This is a genomic window from Enterobacter asburiae, from assembly GCF_007035645.1.
Lineage (GTDB): Bacteria > Pseudomonadota > Gammaproteobacteria > Enterobacterales > Enterobacteriaceae > Enterobacter > Enterobacter asburiae_B.
Genome location: NZ_AP019632.1, coordinates 3980185 through 4000710 on the forward strand (window position 1 = coordinate 3980185; position 20526 = coordinate 4000710).

The window sequence follows — 20526 nt, forward strand, 5'->3', positions numbered from 1 at the left end:
TTAAGTTAGCCTGAGCCCCTTTAATACTTAATTGTATTATCACTCCGACAAAACCTGGCCCTCCATGTTGGTAACTCACGGAGAGTAATACTAACCTACTTTAAAATTGCTAGTGTAAGACTCCACAAGAATTACTACCTCTCTAAATCGGAAATTTAAAATAGTTCACTGGAGTATTAATTGTAAAATAAAGGGTAACCGGAGATATGTTTAATTAAGCTCCTCGTCACTCCGGCGCCCCTGCATCGAATAATTGCTAAGCCCCTTTCAACATATCAAACACCACCCGAGCAAAGCCCTTCGCCAGTTCAGGATTAGAGAGATATTGTACCATCATCTCCTGCTGGGCTTCGTTGCTGTCCATGACGGCATCATCAATCGCCTTCGGGAAATCGCCCAACATCGCCTGTTCGCGCGTATTGTTCGCGATCTGGGTCATTACCGCCTGGTTTTCTGACAACTTGTCGCGCACCGCAAAGGCATAATTGATCATGTCTTTATCGGTCAGATTATCGGTGACAAAAAGCTCGTTCAGACGAGCCAGGATATTTGAAAGAAACTCCTCTTTCTTGTCCTTTGGTTTCGCCGTTCCGACATCATTACCCGGTTTGATTTTGTATTCTTCAGCATCCTCTTGCAGCTTCAGGTGCTGTTCGTGGAGTTTGGACAGGCGGTAATGGCTCATCTCCACGTTGCTTAAATCAATTTCATCTTCTTCAATACGCTGTTCATGCAGTAACGGACGCAAATGGCGAGCAAAGAGACTCAGCTTTTCAAGGTTCTTGTCGTCATAATCGACGATTTGCGACATAAACTCGTAAAAGCGGACAAAGCTGCCAAGATCTTTCTTGAAGATATCCAGCTTACTTTTTTCTTTCTCGCACTCTTTGAAGGTATTTTCCGCATTGGTGATCAACACAACATCGCCGGTCTTCTTGGTACGTTCAAACATCTCTTTAGCCAGCACATACGCATCAATCGCTGAGGTATAACGATGCTTCCAGCGCTCCACCGCAGGTTTGCAGATATTGCTAATGGCCGCGTTGGATTTGTTTTTACTGAAGAACGCCTCGCAGAACTGCTCCACTTCGTTCCACAGGAAAATACCGCTGGTACGCAGCTTTTCAAACAGTTCAAAGACGAGCTGCGGATCGCTAACATCCGTCAGCTCGGCTGTCTGGTAGTACGGCTGGAAAGCACCCAAAATCTCATCGGGTTCGTTGTAGAAATCGAGCACAAAGGTGCCGGACTGCGCCTTCCCAGGATAGGTGCGGTTCAGACGCGACAGCGTCTGTACGCACTCCACGCCGCCCAGCTTTTTATCCACATACATGGCGCACAGCTTAGGCTGGTCAAAACCGGTCTGGAATTTGTTGGCCACCAGCATCACCTGGTAGTCGTCGGTATCAAACGCTTTACGCATATCCCGGCCTTTCAGGCCTGGGTTCATATTGATTTCGGTGAACTTCTGGTTAAGAAGCGCAAGGCTGTTGTGGTCATCTTCATGGAATTCCACTTCCCCGGAGAATGCCACCATTGCACTTATCTTGTCGTACTTGTGCTCGGCAATGTATTTATCGAATGCCAGCTTGTAGCGCACCGCCGCTTTGCGGGAACTGGTCACCACCATCGCTTTTGCCTGGCCGGCCAGTAAGTGCATCACATGCTTGCGGAAGTGCTCAACAATCACCTTCACCTTCTGCGACACGTTATGATCGTGCAGCGAGACCCACTGGTTCAGTTTGATCTTCGCTTTTTTGCTGTCTACTTCCCGGTCAGGATCGTCTAGTTTTTGCAGCAGCTTGTACGCCACCTTGTAGTTGGTGTAGTTCTTCAGCACATCAAGAATAAAGCCTTCTTCGATGGCCTGACGCATGGAGTAAACGTGGAACGCTTCCGGTTTGTTCGTTTTCGATGCCGGTTCCTGTGGATTAGGGCGACGGCCAAACAGCTCCAGCGTTTTGGCTTTCGGCGTAGCGGTGAAGGCGTAATAGTTGAGGTTGTTGCTGCCTTTACGCGCGGCGACGGTAGCATCCAGAATATCTTCGGAAGACATTTCCACATCGTCATCCGTTTCTTCGGTCATCAGCACTTCTTTCAGCTGACGCGCCGTAGAACCACTCTGCGAGGAGTGCGCTTCATCGGCAATCACCGCGTATTTTCGCTGCTTGAGGCTGACGTTGCTCTCTATCGTCTTAAGAACAAACGGGAAGGTCTGAATGGTGACGATGATAATCGGCTGCGCGTTTAAAAGCGCATTCCCCAGCTTCTCCGATTTAGAACCGTCGCCCTCTTTGTTATTGATACGCCCGACCACGCCATCCTGATGTTCGAACTGATAGATGGTGTCCTGCAGCTGATCGTCAAGCACGGTGCGGTCCGTCACCACAATCACCGAGTGGAACTGCTTTTCGCCATTCTCATCGTACAGGCGGGAAAGCTGATGTGCCGTCCAGGCGATAGAGTTCGATTTGCCCGACCCCGCACTGTGCTGAATCAGGTATTTATTGCCGGTGCCTTCCACCGTGGCGGCGATGATCAGTTTGTTCACCACATCCCACTGGTGATAGCGCGGGAAAATCAGGCTCTCGCTTTTGTACTTCAGGCCAATGGCATTTTCTTTTTCGACAATTTGCAGATGCACAAAATTGGCCAGTATTTTCAGCAGATTATCCGGCAGCAGCACCTCATTCCACAGATAGCTGGTGGCGTAGTCATTGGCATCTTCCGGGATATCATTCCCCGCGCCGCCGTCATGGGTGCCTTTGTTAAACGGCAGGAAGAAGGTTTTATCACCTTCAAGTTTGGTCGCCATAAACACTTCGTACTGGCTGACGGCAAAGTGCACCAGCGCGCCGCGTTTAAAGGTCAGCAGCGGCTCAGGTTTATTGGTGCCAGGATCTTTTGGCAAACGCGTTTTCTTATACTGCGTGATGGCGTTTTGCACCGCCTGCTTAAATTCTGACTTCAGTTCGAGGGTAGCAATCGGCAGGCCATTAACGAACAACACCAGGTCAATACGCCATTTCTTCGCCTTAACACCCGTTTCTTCAAATGCGGCTTTCGACGCATGCGGGCTGTAAACCAGCTCCGGTACGATGCGACAGATATTCTGTTTGTAGCGCGTCAGGGTTTCAGGGTTGAGGTTATGTTCCGGTTTAAACTGGCACAGGGAAAAACGCGCATTATGGCTTTTGATACCATGACGCAGCACGCCGAGCGTACCGTAAGTGCGAGACAAAACATCGGTGGCGTTGATATCCGCTTTTTTCAGCTGCGCCACCAGCGCATCGAGGAAATGACGCTCGGTATCGGTAGGGTAAATTTTGGCAAACTTCTCCCACTCCTGCGGCTGCGTGGTCTGCACAAAGGTCAGTGCATCCTGTGAATACAGCGCACGTTCGCGATCGTAGCCGTCGGTTTTGCCACAAATCCAGCCTCTTGCCTCCATCTGAGCAATCATCTCATTCTGGAAAATCAGCTCTTTGGTGCTGTCCATGCTCATGCGGTGGCCTCCTGTGGCTCCTCAACATCTTGCGTGTCCGTGGCAACCCAATCGCGGACGTCGATTTTTCCGGTGACGGCGGCTGAGATCAGGGCGGTGCGGCGTTCCTGGAGTAAAGAAAGCATATCCTCAACTCTATTTATGCTGCTTTTTATTTTCTCAATTTTGTTAAATGCCCAGTCGATTAAATTACGCTGTTCTTCAATAGGTGGAAATGTAGATTTTAACCCTCTAACATTGTCCATTCCTATAGTTTTTATAGTAGCGCCAAAAGTATAACGTTCGAACTCTTTTTCCATCGCATAAAAAACAAGAAGCAGAAATTCTGGAATGATAAATTTTTCATCACAGACCCATGCAATCAAATGTTGTGAAACCGCCATCGATTTTGTAGTTATCGCACTAAGCCCAATGGATGCATCGCGTGTGAAAACGACAGCACGCGCTGGTAATAAATGAGCGGAAGAATTAGCCATTCCAAGTTCACTTATTTTATAAAAAGTATCTTCTATATAGTCTACTTCCTTCAATTGTTTTGAGTCATTTAACGACACCCATGGGATATTACAACTGACCCAGTATTCTGGTTTTGTTCTGCTAGGTGTATGTCCACTTTCTATTTTTGCATAATTTTTAATACGACTTACACGCCAATGCTCCGGCACTTCCCCCAACCACTCAACACCAGAATCTTTCATGGGCACATCAGGGTTTAGCCCTTTGGTGACGGCATGGCTAATCACTGCCTGACGTTTTTCTTTCAGCAGTTCAATCAGTTGCTGTTGTTTCTCGATCAGGTTGTCGATTTTTGCGGTTTCGTGATCTAAAAAAGCAACGATCAACGTTTGGTCATTTAGTACAGGGGCAGAGACTTTTAAAGATGAAACTTTTTCTTGATTTATATTGGGCTGACCGCCACCAGAAGAAAGACGAATAATGTCAGTTCTATATGCCTGCAACCAATAATAAAGATATTGATTGTTAATAATTTTAGATTTCGTCATTACGCAACATGCTTGATTAGTTGTTGCATCGACACCAAGAATACCTAACCGTCCGATTGTCGCTCCATACATAGCAATTACTACAGAACCTGCTGGATGGATTTTTAAAGCAGAAAAAATTTGTAAGGTGGATTCCTTAACCTTCTTATCAGTATCATAAATAATTTTTTCTCGAAGTTCACCAGTAGTAACCCATGGTATATCTCCTTGAAAATAAGATTCATTGTTCGAGGTCGGTGTTGTTCCTGAACCAATAACTTCATAAGCATGTGATAACTTCCACATTTGCCATGATGTAGGAATCTCCCCCAACCACTCAACCCCAGAATCCTTATACTCCGGATACGCTTTATACTTAGCCATCAGGAATGTACCTCCTGCAGCAGCTTCATAATCTCGGCGCTGACCGCATCCAGGTCGGCATCAATTTCTTCCAGTGGGCGCGGCGGCTGGTAGACATAGAAATGGCGGTTAAACGGAATCTCGTAACCGACAATCCCCACTTCGTTATCTTTGGCATCGCGCTTATCAGCGTTGATCCACGCGTCATTCACGTGCGGCAGCACTTCTGCTTCGAAGTAGTTTTCAATCAGGTCGCTGGTGGACACTGCTGGGTTCAGCGGCACGTTTTCGTTATCGCGCAGCTCGCCGTCCTGTTCAAACTCTACCACTTTGCCTTTGTACTCAAACGCCCCGTACAACGGCTGAGCGGCTTCTTTCAGCACTTTCTTCACTACCGGCTCGGCATCCGGGTTTTTGGTGGTGATGGCGTCGATAAACTGCTTGTTCTCTTTAGCGTCCAGCTTCACGCCAGCCGTTTTGATGGCACCTTTCAGGGTCAACTGGAACTGGTTGAAGTCATTGCTCACCAGCGTTTTGCCACCCGCCTGCGTACCCAGAGCTGCCTGAATCTGCTGTGCTTTTTCCATTAACCCGCGCTGCGCCAGCCACAGTTTGCTGTCGAGCAGGTCTTTAATCTGCTTCTCTTTCAGCTCTGCAAATTCAGCTTTGATGATGGCACGCGCTTCTGCTTCCAGTTCGGAGAAATCACCATAGGCCCCCTCCTGCCACTGGGACGCGAACTCTTCGTACAGGCGTTCCATCGGCGCGTTAAACGGCTTCGGCGCAAAGCGCAGCGTCGCAATCGCCTCATCCGTCAACTGAGCGGATAAACGCAGCGGACGTTCAATGGTCAGGCGGCGGTAGCCAAATTCGGTGCTGTTAAAGATTTTACTGGCGAAGGTTTTCGGCGCTTCGGTTTTAGCTGTGGCAGGCTGGCGACCACGGCTGGATTTTTGCTCAGCGGCTTTTTCCAGACCAAGCTCTTCCAGAGTGGTGGCATCCACCACCTTAAAATCACCGAAGGTCTGGGTAATAATCTTAATATCGTCTTCGCCCATCAGGTTACGCTTGGAACCCAGCGATTTACGCATTTTGCCGCACAGGTTGGTGCCATCAATCAGCTGCACTTTGCCTTTACGCTCAGGCGCTTTTTTGTTGGAGAGGATCCAGACGTAGGTGGCAATGCCTGTGTTGTAGAACATGTCCGTTGGCAGCGCGACGATGCCTTCCAGCAAATCGGCTTCCAGAATGTAGCGCCGGATTTCGCTCTCACCGCTGCCCGCACCACCGGTAAACAGTGGCGAACCGTTAAGGATAATCCCGATGCGCCCGCCGTTGCTCACGGTGCCATCCACGTTGTGGTTGTCGCGCATTTTGCTGATCAGGTGCATCAGGAACAGCAGCGAGCCGTCGGAAACACGCGGCAGGCCTGGTCCAAATCGACCGTTAAAACCTTTCTGCGTATGTTCGTCGTTAATCTCGCCCTCAATCTTCTTCCAGTCCACGCCAAACGGCGGGTTAGAGAGCATGTAGTCGAACTGATCCTGCGGCAGCTGGTCGTTAGAGAGAGTGTTACCCAGCTTAATGCGGCTGACGTCCTGACCTTTGATCAGCATGTCGGCTTTACAGATTGCGTAGGATTCCGGGTTCAGCTCCTGACCAAAGGCACGCATCACCGCGTTAGGGTTCAGTTCGTGCACATATTCCATGCCTGAAGAGAGGAAGCCGCCGGTTCCGGCCGTCGGGTCGTAAATGGTGCGGATGATACCGGGCTGCGTCAGGGCCTCATCATCTTCCATAAACACCAGCGAGGTAGTCAGACGCACGATATCGCGTGGGGTGAAATGTTCACCGGCGGTCTCGTTAGAGCTTTCCGCAAAACGTCGGATAAGCTCTTCAAACACCAGGCCCATTTCATAGTTGGAAATCGCTTTCGGGCTGAGATCGGTGGTGGCGAATTTCTTCACCACCTTGAACAGCAGATTGGCATCTTCCAGCAGACCGACAAACTCACTGAATTTGAAGTGTTCGAAGATTTCACGTGCGTCCGGGGAGAACGCCTGTACGTAGCTTTCCAGGTTGGCTTTGATGTCGTTCTGCCCCATCTTGCCCAGATCCATCTTCGAGGTATTAAAGAAGGAAAGGCCGCTGGCGCGCAACAGAAACTTCTCTTTCGCATCTTCCGGCAGCGGGCTGGTTTTTAATTCATCATATTTCGCCACCACCGCGTCTTTGGTCCCCGCCAACACACATTCAAGGCGGCGCAGCAGCGTAAAGGGAAGGATCACGCGCCCGTACTGAGACTGTTTAAAATCACCGCGCAGCAGATCGGCCACCGACCAGATAAACGCAGCCGTTTGAGAAAAGTTAGTGTTAGTCATGAAACCCTCGGGGAGATCGCGGCCATAGTGCAAATGTGCACGGCAAATATTCATTATTGGAATCCAGTGCGCAAAATCATACCCACTATAAAGGCTATCGCAAACGATACAGGGCAAAGAAATGGACAATGAAATTGATTTACCGATTATAAGCAGCGTGAGTAATACTGATTTTGCTTGCTGTTCATGAAGGAAGGTAATTGGGGGGATATGGAATTATCGAGGTTAAAGGGTAGAGCAAATCCTCAATGAACTACATCATGCATATGAAGCGCCGAAGCCATTAAGCGCCTCTGTAATGAGTTGCCCCTCCCTCTTGAGGATGCGGTATCAGGACATTCTCCAGTTCGCCGAGAAGCGCAAGCTCACCACCCTATCGAAGACAAACAAAGCCGTAGAAGTTTTCTTAGAACATCTCAAAAACGCGATGTTCGACATTACTTCCAGCCCACGCCCACGCAGTGATCACATTAACCCTGACAGACGAACAGGAGTTAGACAACGCGATGGTGTGTATCTACAGCAACACAAACCTTACGGAGATAATGACGATCAGACCGTCCGAACAGTGCAAATACACCATGACATTCGCGCAGGACTCCCCCCCCTTCACTGGTTGTTACGAAACACAGTTTCGCTTAAGTCTAATGCTTGTTGTTTGTGTGGTTATTGTTTGTAAAATAGCCACTCAAATTATTTCCAAAGCAAGTAGAGGGACCTATGAAGCAGTACACCAACGAACTTACACCTGAAATGCTGGCAGCTTTTGACGAATCACCATTTACAGCCGAACAACTCGCCGCAATGAACGATGAATCCCGTTCTCTCATCGAAAAACAAAACGCCTCCAATCTCGCCCATCCAGTTACAGCAGCTTATCTGATCGCTACAGAGGGCAGCTTGACACGTAATGGTGGGAAAGTTTTCAGTGAATATAACGGACGGCAGATCAAACTTAATGACGGCACAATACTAAACGTGTCTCGTGTTGGCGATGAAGTGCGTTACCCAGATGGAACGGCCGCGAGGATCTCCAATGGTGCGGGAAACACACTAGGCGTATCTATCGCCCTTGTTGGTAGCTCGCTGGATAACGGCGATGAAATTATTAGCTGCCCACAAAATGCCGGAAGAAAGGTAGTCCGAGCAGGGGAATCGTTGCCAGAAAACTTTCTGAAATAAGGTGGTCACTATGGCATCGGTTAACAGGGGTTGCACGGTTCACGGTAAGAACGTTGGTCTGCACGGAGATAAAACCTCTACAGGCGCACAATGTATTGCCGCCCGCCCCGGTATGTCTGTTATGGGCTTGTGGAAACTCTACATCGGCGATAAGACCACTCCTTGCCCGAAATGCGGGAAAGTGGGGGTAATTGTTAGCGGTGATCTTCGTTGCTCAAATAGCGTCGCAGTCGCCGTGGATGGTGCGGAAATCCGCTGCGGTTGTCCACAGGGTACTAATTTTCTTATCGCGCCTGGCACAGTTGAGGTTAATACCCCTTCCTGGGCTATAGCGCCTGGAGAGCCAGTGCAGCATGCACAGGTAGCGAAGAAACAAAACAGCTTTGCTGGCACCTGCAAACCCGAAGATAACCCGTTATTGAACGGCGTTTACATCTGGACTGAAACCAAAAATGCAGGTCACGCTTTCGTTTCGGTACACGAGAATAACAATGTCTATCTCTACACGTATGGTCGCTATGGCAGAACCAATCGTGGAGGCTTTACGGGAGATGGTGTTCTTAACTTCCTGCAAGATGAAGATGCAAGGGTTTACTATCGTTCTGAACTCTATGAGATGGGTGCTCGTGTTTTCCGCATAGACGATGCTGACCCGGTGAAGACAAGAGCATTCTTCGAAGACTTATGGAACAGCAGTAAGCCAGCTATACGCACATCTAAAATGCCAGAGACAACAAGAAGGAGAGGCCATACCATTGATGAGTATGACGTTACTGGCAGCAACTGCACAACACATTCAGTTGCGGGGATTAAGTATGCTGGCTCTACGGTATTTGAGCACAGTTACACATCTACGACGACCCAACTACCTATTGAAGCCGAGGAAGATTTCACCGTTCCGGTATCGCTGCAAAGATTTCTCATCGCGAAGGGTGGAGACATGTCCTCAATGCTTGTCGTTGAGATGACAGAATTATTCAAAGAGCAATACCCTAATTCAGATAACTTACAACCATTCCAGGAAACTCCCGGCGGGGTAGTTCAGCATGTTGCTGCGGTAGGTGCTGCCACTGGTGATTCATTGTCTCCGTTTTCCGGCGGCACTGTAGGTGGCGTATTAGGGGGATCATATGGCGATGACGAATAGAACTAAAACCGTTTTCCGATGGGGTGGGATTATCATTGTATCGCTATGCTACTTTATCGCACTGGTGCTATCTACCTTCTCTTTTTCCGCATTCAGCGAGAGTGAAAGTATGCAGTTTTCTGGCCCAATCCCATTAAAAGAGTACCAAGCTTCTATAGACTCGATCATGCAAGCCACTGATGGCGTTTTTACTGTCGCCTTTTTTGGCTTTGCGATCTGCGTGCCACTCATCCTACTGATCTTTAAAAAGGTGAGATGATGAATAAGAAATTCTGGATCAGGTGGGGGTGTATCGCGCTGATTTGCATAGCGTATTACGTTATCGTGCTGTATTTCGATCTGGTCTTCGCCGTTAACTTCTCAGAAACCGTGAGCCAAGGATGGGATTTTACCCCCTCTCAGCTAACGTCGTTTGTTATGGAGCTATCGCAAAATCACTCTGATTCGGCTTTAGCCTCTATCATTGGTTTCGCTGTCTGCGTCCCTCTGATTCTGCTCATTTTCAAAAAAGTGATATGACCGTCAAAGGCTGTAGAGATCCAGCCTTTCCCCTCCTCACTGATTTTAGACAATACAAGCCTCATGTCGTTGGTGGCAAGACAACGCGCGGAGCCGTTAGGCAACTTCACCAGGGAGTGTCAGATAGTGAAGTTTATCAGGATGACCATGTCCCCGAAGGAGCGAGGCCGAATCGCTGGCAGAGCCTGCATTTCTTGTGCAGGTCGAACACCACCATAAACCTGTTTATTCCCTGCAACGTCATAGCATTCGAGTTCAGTCAGTGTTCAATCGGTACGTGTTTGACGCCTGGAACTACACGCCGCAATGAGTTAACATCCCAATTACCACTATCAACCACAGCGGCTTTTTCAAAGGATATAACAGAGCATTTCTTACAGGCAAAAGAGACAGAATTTATTGTCTAACTAACTGTATTGTATGAGATTTAGTGACTTGGTGCGAAGGCCGCACCGCCATTCTCTACATAACCAACTGAAATAATTGAAATTTAAAAATAAGAGAACCGCTATATATACTCACATGTATACTCAACGCGATTCTCTGAGGTCTTAGCTAGCTCAAAAATTACTCTTCATCATCTTCCACAGGTTCTAACGCGTCAAGCGCGACCCGCACCATCGCAATAGAACCAATACGGATAAAAGCATCTTCCCCATCTATGTCGGTTAACTGATACCGCTCGGTTGATTCCGGCTCTGATTCAAGAATGTCAAAAAATGCATTCAACTGACCAATATCGCCATCACTTTCGTCCTCGGACTCATCTGGCTCACAGTAAAGCTCAATAACCGGACCACCATTCACCATGGTGATATGGACATTCCCATATCTTTCTTCATTTGCCTCTTCATCAGGGATAGGTGGAAAACCATCAAACAATAATTGGTGGAAAATCACCTCCCGGGCATTTAAGGCATAACGATGCTGTTCAGAGTCGAAAACGAAGAAATGCTCATAATCAGGCGCTGCTCTTTCCTGAAAGTATGAGTAAAAACGACGCTTATCAGCCGGGGAAATGGGTAACAGCAAATAATCTTGCTGCCCTCGTAACCAGAGTTTCACCGTCCAAATGCAGCCATCCATTTCAATACCACTAGCGGCGATGCTTTCCAGTTCATCATCACTACGGCTACTTTGATTGCGCACTTTTTGCAATAAAGTATCGTTACCAGGAAAAACTGCATTTAATGGTTTCTTTAAGACAGCGCTTATCGCCTGCGCCAGTCCTAACTTGGCCGCAACTTTCCCTGTCTCTATACGTTGGATTTGTTGTTGGCTAGTACCAACCATATCTGCCAATTCACGCTGAGTGATTGATAGTTGAGTACGAAGTTCTTTGATTTTGTTTTGCATGATGCCCTCCTCACTTGCCAAGAAGTAATGGATATCATTAAAACACAAAAAAGAGTAAAAAACACAAAAATGAGTTTTAAGCTAATGGGCTATACTCGCTAATGTGAAGAGCAGTTCTTCAACGTTCTTCTTTGGTATCCCGAACTTCAGCATCAGATCGCGCCAGATGCTGCGATCGATATTGCGGGTAATCACTGGCATCGCTTTATCAACTGGTTGCATCAGCCAGCAGTCAAAGGAATGGCCCTGTCGCATCGCCCAATGCTCCGCCACATCACCACCGATGCTGGAGGTTAGCCGTGAGATATCATCAAGCTTATGGATCAGGATTTCTGTCAAGCTCAGCGCAGCATCACGTCTTGTGACGATACGCTCAATGCTGGTCGAGCAAAATTAGCTCATTATGTTCGGTTAAAACTTCAGCTTCTGTTTGCATGATATTTTGTCCGTAAAAAGCAAACACACCCGCCGGGAGTGGCAGGCGCATTATGCAATGAGTAAATAAGGAAGACAGATCGGGAATGTAATTCGGGAAGGAGGCTCGCAAGATTCAGCATCTCGAAAGATTATGGCTTTATCGTAACAGACCCGTTGCCTGTCGCGCCCGCAAAATGTCTACAGCCCGCAGATAAGGCGATTGTTCCTGCCAGCTAAACCCTCTGCGATCAATACGAACCAGTTCGTACTTTTCCACCAGAAAGTTAACGGCATCTGCCAGTGTGATTCCGGCGTTAATATGTTCCTGAATGACTGTTTCATCGCAGAACGGCGTGTCGTTCAGAGTCAGGCCATAGTGTTGCTCCAGCAGACGGGTAAGTAGCGTTTGCCAGACAACCACGGGCGTCGGACATGGCTTAGCCGCCTTCTGAGTTGTTGCAGGTAAGGTTTTCATGGGGTTGTTCTCGTTAAGGTTGAGGCTAAAGTCGGTCAGCGTTGAGTAGGGTAAATGACGATGTAGACGTAACCATAAGAGCCAAGCGTGTCGGCTTCACAGGTAAATCCATCATGGTACAGGGTGACACAGTGCGCATAACGGGAGTTTAGTTCCCCGGAGAGTAACATTAACTCCATATGCTCCACGAAATGCGGAAATGCTGCATTCAGTTTGCGGCTCTCAGCTTCCTTAAAGGTGCCGGTGACACCGGCCCGGTCAGCCAGGTAATGCAGTTGATTTCCTTCCTGTACCAGTCGTGCTCCTACACGCGGCGTGATATCACGTCGAAGCCCCCATTCAGTGGGATCGTATTTATCCATCATTTAGTCCTGTTTTATATATCCATTAAGTAGGTGGAACTTCTCGCTACAGCCAACCCCGTTCAGCAAAAGACAATATTTCGCCATTGCCGATAATGAAATGGTCCAGCACCCGAATCTCGACCAGACCCAGAGCGTTTACGATTTGGGCTGTGATGGTTCTGTCTGCCTTACTTGCATCCGTAATCCCGGACGGATGGTTATGGGCGGCTATCACCGCTGCTGCGTTATAGCGCAGTGCAGATTTCACAATTTCACGGGGATGAACTTCGGTATGGCTGATCGTGCCGAGAAACAGAGTTTCATGTTCCAGCAGGCGATGTTGATTATCGAGGTAGAGTACGACAAAGACTTCTCGTTCCTGTCGCGCCAGATGCAGTTGTAGCCAGGTTTTCGTACAATTCGTGGCAAGAAACTGCTCACCAGGCTGGCGCAGGTATTTCTCCAGCAGGCGCATAGCGCGGCGGATAACACGCTGTTCATTCACCGGGAAGGCTGGGGGTAAAATCAGTTCAGACATGGGGGTTCCTTTAAAGCAAAAGCCCCGCAACCGGAAGTTACAGGGCTATCAACAAACTCGAATAAGCGATTCATGATGCAAGTTGCAGCATATTTTCGGCCATCACCCACAACGCGCGATTAAGCTTCACATCGCCGTCGATTCCTTTCACTGCACGAGTATGGGTGCGTTTTCCTTTGGTCGTTCGTCCCGACAGACCGCCTTTGATCAGGTTTTCCTGAATACGCTGGTAAGTGGTCCAAAGGTCGTTGCTTTCATCCTGCCAGCGGCGTGGGGAAAGTATCTGCGTCTCTGTCACCGGTTGGTGCTCCTCACCGAAGCGATATGTCAGCGCCGCTTTCGCCATCGCCTGCTGAGCGGGCGGCGGCAACAAAAGCGACTGCATGGCATCGCGTTTCTCTTCTACCCGGTCAAATATTCCCAGTACTTCGTAGGCCCCTTCGATGACTTTCTCTACTACGTTGCCTTTATGCGGGACGCGCACCTCGCCAAAACTCTCACCGCAAATCAGCCCATTTTGGCAAACTGCTCTGAATAACCCCGGTAGCATCTGATATGAGCTGGAGCCGTCGTGGCTATTCAGCAGAATAATTTCGGGAACCTGTTTGCCAGTAATCTGGCCTTCACGACGCAGGCGCAGCATGTGCTTCGTATGCTCTCGTTTGCTCTGGTCGCGGACTCTGGTCTGGCACGCGAAGAATGGCTGGAAACCTTCGCGTTGCAGGTTATCGAGAAGGGTAATTGTCGGGATGTAGGTATAGCGATCGCTACGGGATTCATGTTTTTCTTCGCTGAAGACACTGGGCACATAATGAGCCAGTTCGTCGCGAGTTAACGGGCGGTCACGACGAACAAGGTTGACTGCACCAAAGCGGCTGGCTAAACGGGTCATAGTTGATTCCTTTTAAAACGGACATAAAAGCCACTCCAGTAGAGTGGCATTGGATGGAAGATAAAATGTTCAGGGAAAGGCTGGTGGCTGGCTCTGCTGTGGCGAGAGTTCTATGTCAGGTAATGCCGGTGGTATTTGCTTTTCGGCCTGGTGATGTTGTAATCGCCGCAGAATAAAGGGTTTACTGTACTGGAAGTATCGAAGACACCATTCATGCTTAACGGCTCGCCTTATGTTCAAAGGTAAGCGTTCATACGCTTTGCTGCACACCGATAAAACAAAGGCATCATCATTGATTCTGTCCTCTGCTATTGCAGCCAGCCCTTTGATAAAGGAACGCTTCAGCTTTTGTCGAAAGTTAGCTTCCAGGTGAGAATCGGAAGGTGATAGTACGTCTGGTACAGGTGCTGGCACGCAAAGCGTGTTTCCTGATTGGGACTTTTCAGGCAAGCGTGGCGAGTTTTTTTATGAGTCTTATCAGGCTATAGGTCATCAGGCTGGCTCCCATTGCCTGGCATACGGCCGACTTACTTCTCAACAGAGTGAGCCCTGCGACGCTGAAAACAACGGGCCAGGTCAGCCCAAATGATTCTGCATCTGGCGTTGTATTGTCCGGGGATTTTTTAGTTTTCATAGGTTGGTCCAAAAGGTGTCCGGTACCGCAGGAAGCTTATACCGGACTGGAAGAGTAATTAGGGGAGATCGACTGAGGCTATTTCCTCAGAAGCGTTTGTGGGGCCACTGTAAACGCCGACATATTCATTTTGAGGGAAGATAATTACTGCATTTTTCTTCGGATCAAAAGAGCAACCTCTTAATCCTGCAATTGCGGCGGTTTTCCCGGAGCTTGTGTTTTTGACAATCAGTTTGTTGTCTGCACAGTTGCTGGCTTTAACAAAACTCACCACATAACCGTCCTGCTCTACGACGGTTTCAGCGGTCGTTGATTTTGGCCCAGAGTTACGTTCTTTCTGCCCGCTTGCCCGATCGCTGCTGTAAGGAATATATTGCGCAGCATCATTCCGCATGGTCGGTGGATCATTGTTCAGACCAAGATATACAGGACAACTGGAGGCACCCACCTCGCAGCTCTTTTCGACAATAGCACGTGACGGCCAGCCTTTTGTGCCGATGTAGGCAGCACCGGTTTCATCCAGGCAATAGGTTTCCTCCCATGAGTAATTTTTATTCTGACCCGGCATAGTGCGGGTCGTTACGAGACAAGTCAGAGCCTTAACCGGTTTACTGTCGTAGCGGATAAAGTTCTGTTCAAGCGGTGATGCTGCGTACAATAAAGGAGAGATATTCGCTGCAGCCGCCTTGCTCTGTGCCTCCGCGCTGAAACCAGCTTTATTGTTGAGTTTTACGCTGACTGCCGCATCGTTCATTTCGCGAAGCATTTCACCACCGCCAACTGTCAGAAAGAACGTGTAGCGTTCTGGATGAATATTACCGCGAATGGTGATGGCAAAGCTGAAGGCCGGGAGCGAAAGCGTACAGAGTAAAATAAGGCGTGAAATGAATGTCGCCATATAAAGATATCCTTACTGATGATTAACAATGCGGGAGCATGAGCTACCGGATGGGGTGGTTAATGGCTGATGCAGTCTTCCCAGTTAAGGCCCTCCAGAGCTTCCCTGAGCCCTGCGGTATTGAAGGGGTGAGATACGGATTTATTCATCCGGGTGATTTCAATTTGCCCATGGCTGTCTGTGTTTTTGAGCGCTATAAAAGCCGCCTCATTCGGAGGGTAATGAACTGCATTGATATTGATTCCCATAGCTTCTTTCCCATTATCTGGTATATACATTGGCTCCTTATCTGACCCGCTGTAGCTCACTATCAAATGACTGTCCCGGCAGGTGAGCGTCATACGCTCTCCGGCGCTATTGTCGGCGTTAAGTTCAAACTCCATCGCATTGACAGTGCCAAACCAGTTGCCCCATTGCTGCTCCGGGCCCATTGCATGCACAGCACCACTGAACAATGCTGCGCCGCAAAGAAATGAAGGGATGATCTTCAACATAGATATTCCTTACTGTGTGTTTTATAAGTGGAAGTGGGCCTTTTTGCATAAAAGGCCACTTGATCGTATGCATTTGAGAGGAGATGGGATAATCGTTAATACAGATCAGTTTTACGCAATTGATCGTTATTATCTATAATAAAAACGATCAATATCAATATATCAATAGTTTTTACCTATCGCGTGTTTGATTTCGATCGGTATAACAGATCAATGTACAGAAGCCATACCGGTAATACATACCGGCGTGGCATCATACAGGTAATACAGGCATGAAATAATCTGGAATGCGCAATAGAATCAATTGTACTGAATGTTACCGCCGTCTCAGTAAATATCCCAGGAAATATAATCATTAATAAGGCAGCCACATAAATGGATGATTGCCATCGTATTTATCGTCCATGTTTTCATCAGCTGGAAGGGGACTGCTTTTCTCATTTAATGCCCCCATGGCCTCCGAGGGAGTTTTTTCATAGGGTAATTCCACACAGGGTTGCGTTGCAATTTGACTGACAGGGACGTTATTATCTTCCGGCACTGTATTTTCAGATGAGACCTTCGATTTCTTCTGGCTTCGGGACTTCTTCCTGGCGTTCCTGCCTTCCCATGCTTTATTGAATCGTTTTATAAAATCACTATCTTTATGATACCAGCATGTGTAAAGGCAACGAATGATAAGGCATTTCTCTGCATTAGAGGCTGGTTTAAGATACGGCATTAAAGTAGCTGTATTTATATGCACTGAACTTTCGGCCATATTTTTAAGAGGGCCATTAGCATTATATTCATCATGCCTCACAGTGGAAGGATGATATTGAGCAAGCTGAGTTAATGTTGATGCCGGGTACTGTTGCGGTATATATTGAGCAGCCTGAGTCAGTGTTGTTATATGAGGGGGATGATATATATTTTGATAAGCCATGATAAAATTGCTGTTTTGCGAAGCGTTTTGGTAGTTACTCTCTTGTCTTTCTTTCTCTGACTCTTTATTTTGTTTTCTTTTTTTTGCGCCTTCTTTGATGTTGGCTCTGTCTTTTTGAAAGTACTTCCAGGCCCATTCACACTTCTCTTTTTCTTTTTTATTTAAAGGAAACTTATCTTTATAGATATACAAACGATACCATTCTGTTCTTATGGTATTCATCAGCTCAATTTTGTCCTTTAAACCGGAATCACAACGATCAAAAAAATCGGTGATGGTGAGCATTCGTTCTGTGTGATTTGCAGGGTACTGGATAAGATTGAGTTGATCATAAGTTAATATTTGAGATATGGGTGGATTGCCATAAACCTGTGCATCAGGAAGAGTAGAGAACAATGAAGGTGTATTAATATTTATTGTTCTCATCACCAGCCAGACATAGTAGCATGCGTCTGGGCAGTTTTTTATCCATGCAAAATCACGTGAAGGTATGAAGCGCTCATTAACATTCATTCGGATAGCTCTGATGAATCCATTTGCTATTTCAGGATGATAAAATGAATGTACAGCTGTGTTAATTACTCTGGATGCCTGTCGGTTATCCAGAGAATAAAGGTGGCTAATGTTTAATGAATTAACAGAAGGTTTTAAATGATAATTTAATATCGCAGACTCATACTGGTAAAACCACCTGTAAAATCTTAACTCCCTCTCACTTTTTAATTTTACAACTGACTCATTCCTGCTCATTCGATTCCCCTCACTCACCGTATACGTTTCCCATCCCTCAGCCACTCGTGTGTCAGTCACAGGGTGTTTCATGGCGTTGACTATAGCAAATTCATAGGGAAAAACGTAGGTGTTAAATCATCTGAAGTAGCTATGAATACTGAGTTTAAGGCATGAAAAGTGAAAATTCATACCCTTCAGGTATGCTGGAGTAAAGTGATGGATGTGAGCGCAACGCGCAGCATCCAAAAGAGGGAGGAGAAGGTTGTGGACCGGCTGCACAGCCATGACGTTAAAATATGGCCACTGTTACGTCATTCGCGTCTCCTGTTCATAAAAGTAAAATCTTACATATGCGACCCATGACATGAAAGGATGCCGACCGGTGTCCTCCTGTTACATTTACGGAGACATGTCATGAACACGATTGATATTTACGAAGATAGATTTGTCAGTATGCAGTTTATTACCGAAATGACCGGTTTGTCTGATAAGTGGTTTTATAAAATGGCTCAGCAAGGTAAATTTCCAAAACCTGTAAAGTTTGGCCGCAGTTCCCGCTGGATTGAACGTGAAGTAAAAGAATGGTTTGAAGCCCGCATTAATGAATCGAGAGCATAAAGACAATTAAAGATAGTGATAAAAAGATCACTAACTTCACACCATGATTTTATACTTCCGTGTCTTGTCGCACATGGGTTTCATGTGATTTATAAAGACGGTTTATTTATTATTGTATTTAATGCATTATCAAATGCTCTTTAATACATTATCACCTATCAATAATACTTCATATAAACATGCGATATCACATCCAGTGTAGTGTCACACAGGTACATTGTGTTATCGCACAAGTATAACCTCTGATGTGACTATTCATACTGAATATCATACAAAGACATTCATTCAATAAACACCCTTACATATTGCCAGTTAGCTATTGTTGACTGGCTTTAGAGAAATACATTATGGACTTACCAGAATCAATACTGTTATCTCACGCTGAATATCACATTGAGAATAACAATCCTTATCTCATCATATCCGATGACAATGAATTCAGGTTCAGATTGGAACAACTGGACAGTTGCCTTAAAACTCTCAGCAGAGGACGTAAGTTACCCTTCACTATTCTGTATAACCGTTCAGGATACAAAGAGAGTGCAGAATCAGCCATCATTCTTGATGCCATCCGTTATCTCAATATGTTGCCCCTGGATGCGATGAAAGTACGAATGGCTAATCCACGTATTGCTACATTCCAGCGTTTATTTACTAGCGCCGATTTATATTCGCGTATCCATAACGGGAAAATAATAGGGGCAGATACCGTAACTACTGCAGAGATGCTGAACAAGTTGATGCAGGATTACCGATTCGCTGTGAGTCAGGCAGGATTTAAACAAGCATGCAGAAAGTACCAGAGGGCTTCGGTTAAAAACCTGAAGGGAGTGATGAATTACATCAGACATCTGCAGGAGCGTCATTCCCGACTGCTGATCTTGCGGGTTGATTTATCATGGGCGAATGAGCATAAAGCGGACATCACTGCTGATGACGCCCGTAAGCATCGCCAGCAGTTATTTCGTAATATGCAAAAGGATCCAATGTTTCGCCATGTCCTCGGGACGATATGGAAACTGGAATATGGCCCACAACGTAAATTTCATTACCACATGCTGTTTATCTTAAATGGAAATAAGGCACAACAGGATGGCGTGATTGCTCATGCTTTCGGGAGATACTGGAATGAAACCATTACTAAAGGTAGAGGCATGTTCTACAACTGCAACGCTTACAAAGAGCGTTATGAGGACTGCTGCCTCGGCAAACTGCAACGCGGTGACAGTAGTAAGGACAAGGGGTTACTTAAGGCACTAAGTTACATCACCAAAATTGATGCCTGCGCACGTCTGGTTCTTCCGGGTAATGCCAGAACCTTTGGTCGCGGAGAAGTACGTTCATTGAAAAAAAGGAAGAGAACATAAATAGGCCGGTAAACCTAACCCGTGGTAACAGTCGGTAATGCTTCCTTCCCCCCTTCAATCCACAAAGCCAGCTAACCATGCTGGCTTTTTTCATTTGTTACGGAGTTCATGATGAATTACTTCGTCTTAGCCACTCACGCCGTCACCGTAGAGGGCGAATGGGTTACACCAGAATCGGTTCAACAGGTTGATTTTGATTCATTGCATTGTATTTACTGCAAACTGCAGATAGGTGTTCAGTTTGATCCCCTGACATCTACAAGAACGTTTGTGCACCTGCCGGGGAGTATCAACAATGTTGCTCGGCTTAAAACATGTCGATTTAACAAGCACCAAATAGCACCAGAACAGACCTTGCCAAAAACCATTCCACCTCTAGAAAAGCGCCTTCGACCTACTAACACGACGATACGGCAATGGCGATGCAACTGGTGCCACATTTGTTGGCAAGGAGAGAAGATATGTCCTCAATGTACTGACTGGATTTATACAACTGATGCGTAAGAGGCTGTATCGACTGCTTTGTGCCAATAACGGACGTTGTTAAGCTCATGCAGTATGGATTCACGAAGAACATACATTATATATTGTCCTAATTAACTCGGGATGAAAGCTCCTGATGGCTCTCTTTTTGCTCGCTGTAACGGTCTGCAAGATAACCGGTTTGTCCCTTAAGCAGCACTGTGATTTTAAACAGCTTCTCGGCTACATCAACGGAACTAAATGTTTCTCGACTATTCTCTAAGGCAACTTGCG

17 protein-coding genes and 3 pseudogenes are annotated in these 20526 nt (G+C 46.9%); 7 read left to right on the forward strand and 13 right to left on the reverse strand.

Annotated elements, in window-relative coordinates; translation table 11 throughout:
* Positions 1-256 precede the first annotated feature (256 nt).
* Genes FOY96_RS19010 through FOY96_RS19020 form a run of 3 tightly spaced genes read right to left on the reverse strand, consistent with a single transcriptional unit; the run spans position 257 to position 7232 of the window.
* Positions 257-3505, reverse strand: coding sequence for a type I restriction endonuclease subunit R (locus FOY96_RS19010; protein WP_143347596.1), 3249 nt, complete (start codon positions 3503-3505; stop codon positions 257-259).
* Positions 3502-4872, reverse strand: coding sequence for a restriction endonuclease subunit S (locus tag FOY96_RS19015; RefSeq protein WP_143347597.1), 1371 nt, complete (start codon positions 4870-4872; stop codon positions 3502-3504). Before FOY96_RS19015 ends, FOY96_RS19010 begins: the two co-directional genes overlap by 4 nt.
* Positions 4872-7232, reverse strand: coding sequence for a type I restriction-modification system subunit M (locus FOY96_RS19020; RefSeq protein WP_143347598.1), 2361 nt, complete (start codon positions 7230-7232; stop codon positions 4872-4874). Before FOY96_RS19020 ends, FOY96_RS19015 begins: the two co-directional genes overlap by 1 nt.
* A 232-nt stretch (positions 7233-7464) precedes the next feature.
* Between FOY96_RS19020 and FOY96_RS23160 the strand changes: the two are divergent.
* The 5 genes and pseudogenes from FOY96_RS23160 to FOY96_RS23215 form a co-directional block, all read left to right on the forward strand.
* A pseudogene (locus FOY96_RS23160) lies at positions 7465-7653 on the forward strand (integrase); the annotation flags it as partial.
* A gap of 299 nt (positions 7654-7952) precedes the next feature.
* The gene (locus FOY96_RS19035) at positions 7953-8414 is read left to right on the forward strand and encodes a PAAR domain-containing protein (RefSeq protein ID WP_197736963.1); all 462 of its coding nucleotides are present in this window, start codon (positions 7953-7955) and stop codon (positions 8412-8414) included.
* Between the two features lie 10 nt (positions 8415-8424).
* Positions 8425-9561 carry a PAAR domain-containing protein gene (locus FOY96_RS19040; RefSeq protein ID WP_143347599.1) on the forward strand — a complete coding sequence of 379 codons (1137 nt, stop codon included), beginning with the start codon at positions 8425-8427 and terminating at the stop codon, positions 9559-9561.
* Entirely contained in the window at positions 9545-9820 is a 276-nt protein-coding gene (locus FOY96_RS19045) for a hypothetical protein (RefSeq protein WP_143347600.1), read from the forward strand. Before FOY96_RS19040 ends, FOY96_RS19045 begins: the two co-directional genes overlap by 17 nt.
* On the forward strand, positions 9817-10080 hold the full coding sequence (locus tag FOY96_RS23215) for a hypothetical protein (RefSeq protein ID WP_143347601.1): 264 nt from the start codon (positions 9817-9819) through the stop codon (positions 10078-10080). The genes FOY96_RS19045 and FOY96_RS23215 overlap by 4 nt, the downstream gene beginning before the upstream one ends.
* A gap of 567 nt (positions 10081-10647) precedes the next feature.
* On the opposite strand, the gene FOY96_RS19055 is transcribed toward FOY96_RS23215, so the two are convergent.
* The 9 genes and pseudogenes from FOY96_RS19055 to FOY96_RS19100 form a co-directional block, all read right to left on the reverse strand.
* Positions 10648-11436 carry a helix-turn-helix transcriptional regulator gene (locus FOY96_RS19055; protein WP_090048331.1) on the reverse strand — a complete coding sequence of 263 codons (789 nt, stop codon included), beginning with the start codon at positions 11434-11436 and terminating at the stop codon, positions 10648-10650.
* 135 nt (positions 11437-11571) lie between these two features.
* Positions 11572-11872: pseudogene (locus tag FOY96_RS19060) on the reverse strand (DUF4942 domain-containing protein); the annotation flags it as partial.
* Positions 11873-12010: 138 nt separating this feature from the next.
* A complete protein-coding gene (locus FOY96_RS19065) occupies positions 12011-12328 on the reverse strand; it encodes a TA system toxin CbtA family protein (protein ID WP_090048330.1) in 318 nt (105 codons plus the stop codon).
* Positions 12329-12363: 35 nt separating this feature from the next.
* Entirely contained in the window at positions 12364-12690 is a 327-nt protein-coding gene (locus FOY96_RS19070; RefSeq protein WP_090048329.1) for a type IV toxin-antitoxin system YeeU family antitoxin, read from the reverse strand.
* Positions 12691-12736: 46 nt separating this feature from the next.
* Entirely contained in the window at positions 12737-13210 is a 474-nt protein-coding gene (radC, locus tag FOY96_RS19075; protein WP_090048327.1) for a RadC family protein, read from the reverse strand.
* A 70-nt stretch (positions 13211-13280) separates the two neighbouring features.
* Positions 13281-14102 (reverse strand): DUF932 domain-containing protein, encoded by an 822-nt coding sequence (locus tag FOY96_RS19080; RefSeq protein ID WP_023334632.1) that lies wholly within the window; start codon positions 14100-14102, stop codon positions 13281-13283.
* A gap of 692 nt (positions 14103-14794) precedes the next feature.
* Positions 14795-15634, reverse strand: a complete 840-nt coding sequence (locus tag FOY96_RS19090; RefSeq protein ID WP_090048323.1) for a hypothetical protein — start codon at positions 15632-15634, stop codon at positions 14795-14797.
* A 59-nt stretch (positions 15635-15693) separates the two neighbouring features.
* Positions 15694-16128: a hypothetical protein gene (locus tag FOY96_RS19095; RefSeq protein ID WP_090048321.1), complete on the reverse strand. Its 435-nt coding sequence runs from the start codon at positions 16126-16128 to the stop codon at positions 15694-15696.
* Between the two features lie 355 nt (positions 16129-16483).
* Entirely contained in the window at positions 16484-17803 is a 1320-nt protein-coding gene (locus FOY96_RS19100) for a hypothetical protein (protein WP_090048319.1), read from the reverse strand.
* Positions 17804-18199: 396 nt separating this feature from the next.
* On the opposite strand from FOY96_RS19100, the gene FOY96_RS19105 reads away from it, so the two are divergent.
* Positions 18200-18403, forward strand: a complete 204-nt coding sequence (locus FOY96_RS19105) for a helix-turn-helix transcriptional regulator (RefSeq protein WP_023334626.1) — start codon at positions 18200-18202, stop codon at positions 18401-18403.
* A gap of 347 nt (positions 18404-18750) precedes the next feature.
* A complete protein-coding gene (locus FOY96_RS19110) occupies positions 18751-19770 on the forward strand; it encodes a YagK/YfjJ domain-containing protein (RefSeq protein WP_090048316.1) in 1020 nt (339 codons plus the stop codon).
* Positions 19771-20362: 592 nt separating this feature from the next.
* Here the strand turns inward: FOY96_RS19110 and FOY96_RS19120 are convergent.
* Positions 20363-20512, reverse strand: a pseudogene (locus FOY96_RS19120) (arsenical resistance protein ArsH); the annotation flags it as partial.
* Positions 20513-20526: the final 14 nt, after the last annotated feature.